Annotated in this window: 1 protein-coding gene; it reads left to right on the top strand. The window is 33.7% G+C overall.

Features of this window, described 5'->3' with window-relative positions; translation table 11 throughout:
- Positions 1–101: 101 nt before the first annotated feature.
- Positions 102–1,388, top strand: coding sequence for an IS110 family transposase (locus EZV73_RS28195; protein ID WP_240843924.1), 1,287 nt, complete (start codon positions 102–104; stop codon positions 1,386–1,388).
- The last annotated feature ends 394 nt before the right edge of the window (positions 1,389–1,782 follow it).

Raw genomic sequence — 1,782 nt, 5'->3', positions numbered from 1 at the left:
GGAGCTTCTTGCGATATAGTTAAATAAAGAAACCTCACAACTTAATAGGTTATAATGGTAGTGACTAAACTAACCAGAGCTTATTAAGAAGGAGGCTTCAAATGAATTATAACAAGAATGAGAAATTAAAACAAATTACTGATGAAACTTTAATTGTAGGAATTGATGTATCTAAGGATTTTCATGTAGCAAGAGCTCAGGACTTTAGAGGCATAGAGCTAGGTGAGGCTATTACTTTTGATAACGATCATATGGGAATAGATAGTTTTTTTAGATGGACAAATAATTTAAAGACAAGATTTGATAAATTAACTCTAATTGTTGGTATGGAACCTACTGGACCTTATTGGTTTAATTTAGCACGAACACTAAAAACAGCACAGTTAAAGGTAGTAACTGTTAATCCTTTTCATGTAAGAAAATCAAAGGAGCTTGATGATAATAGCCAAACAAAAACAGATCATAAAGATGCAAAAGTAATAGCGCAACTGGTTAAAGATGCTAGGTTCTCATCTCCGAATATCTTAGAAGGGATCTATGAAGATCTGAGGAACTACAAGAAGGTAAAGGAACTAATTATAAAAGACCTGGTAGCTAGTAAGAATCAAGTTCACAATTGGTTGGTACGGTTCTTTCCTGAGTACCATAAGGTATTTAAGAATTGGGAATCTCAAAGCTTTATGCATATTTTGAGAACCTATGTATACCCTTGTGTGATTGCTAAATACTCACCTGAAGAATTATATGAAGAGCTACCAAAGAAAATACGAAAAGGTTCAGGTAGAAATAAGATCATAAGACTTATAAGTGTTTGTAAAACAAGCATTGGTAGTTTAGAAGGACATAAATCAGCAGCTTTTGAGTTAAGAAATTTATTAAATAAATATGAGATTGCTAAACAAGAGTTAGAGATGGTTTCAGAAGAAATGAAAGATCTATGTATTGACATGGAAGAAACAAAGCTCATAGGAGAGATAAAGGGTCTTACAATTAAAACTGCATGTGATATCATATCAGAATTAGGTGATATAAGGAGTTACTCACATCCCGATCAGCTGATAAAAATGGCAGGACTTTCATTAATAGAGAATAGCTCTGGAAAAAAGAAGGGGCAAACAACGATTAGTAAACGTGGTCGAAGCGGTCTAAGAAAGGCTTTGTATTTAGCGGTGTTCAGTTTGATAAGGCATAATCAAGGCTTTAAAGAACTCCATAAATACTATACAACCAGAACTCAAAATCAGCTTAAAGGAAAGCAATCTATGATGGCTTTAGCCAGGAAGCTGCTACGAATAATCTTTGCATGTGTAACAAAAGGTGAATCATATGATGAGCAAAAGATGCTTGATGATATTCATCGACCTAAAGAATTTTTAGCAACAGCATAGTTAGGAATACAAGAATTAGATAAGATTAATAAATAGAAATAACAATACTCAATAAATGGTAGATCGAGAGTGTTGTAAAATATAAAAATACAAATGACAAAGGTGACGATCCCGGATAATTCCTTGGGGCACATGACCCTGCATTGGAGCACTTGGGACTCACATATAGTATAAGTTGGGCGAAAGAAGTTAGGGACAAGATCCTGGTAGTAAGAGGTTGTTCTGCTATATTCGAGTGAGTTGGTTACAGTCTATCAAATGACACTACTGTTATTTGTTGTGAGGAAAAATGGATTTAAAGGTATATTTACTGTACAAAGACTTAAATCTATAGGAATTGTATCAAAGAAAGGATATGTCAAAGTATTGGAATTACTTACTTGACATAAAGAGG

Origin of the sequence: Acidaminobacter sp. JC074, from assembly GCF_022496765.1 — a bacterium.
In the GTDB taxonomy this organism is placed as follows: domain Bacteria; phylum Bacillota; class Clostridia; order Peptostreptococcales; family Acidaminobacteraceae; genus JABXKX01.
Note: the sequence above shows the minus strand (reverse complement) of the source record. Positions and strands in the feature narration are given on the sequence as shown.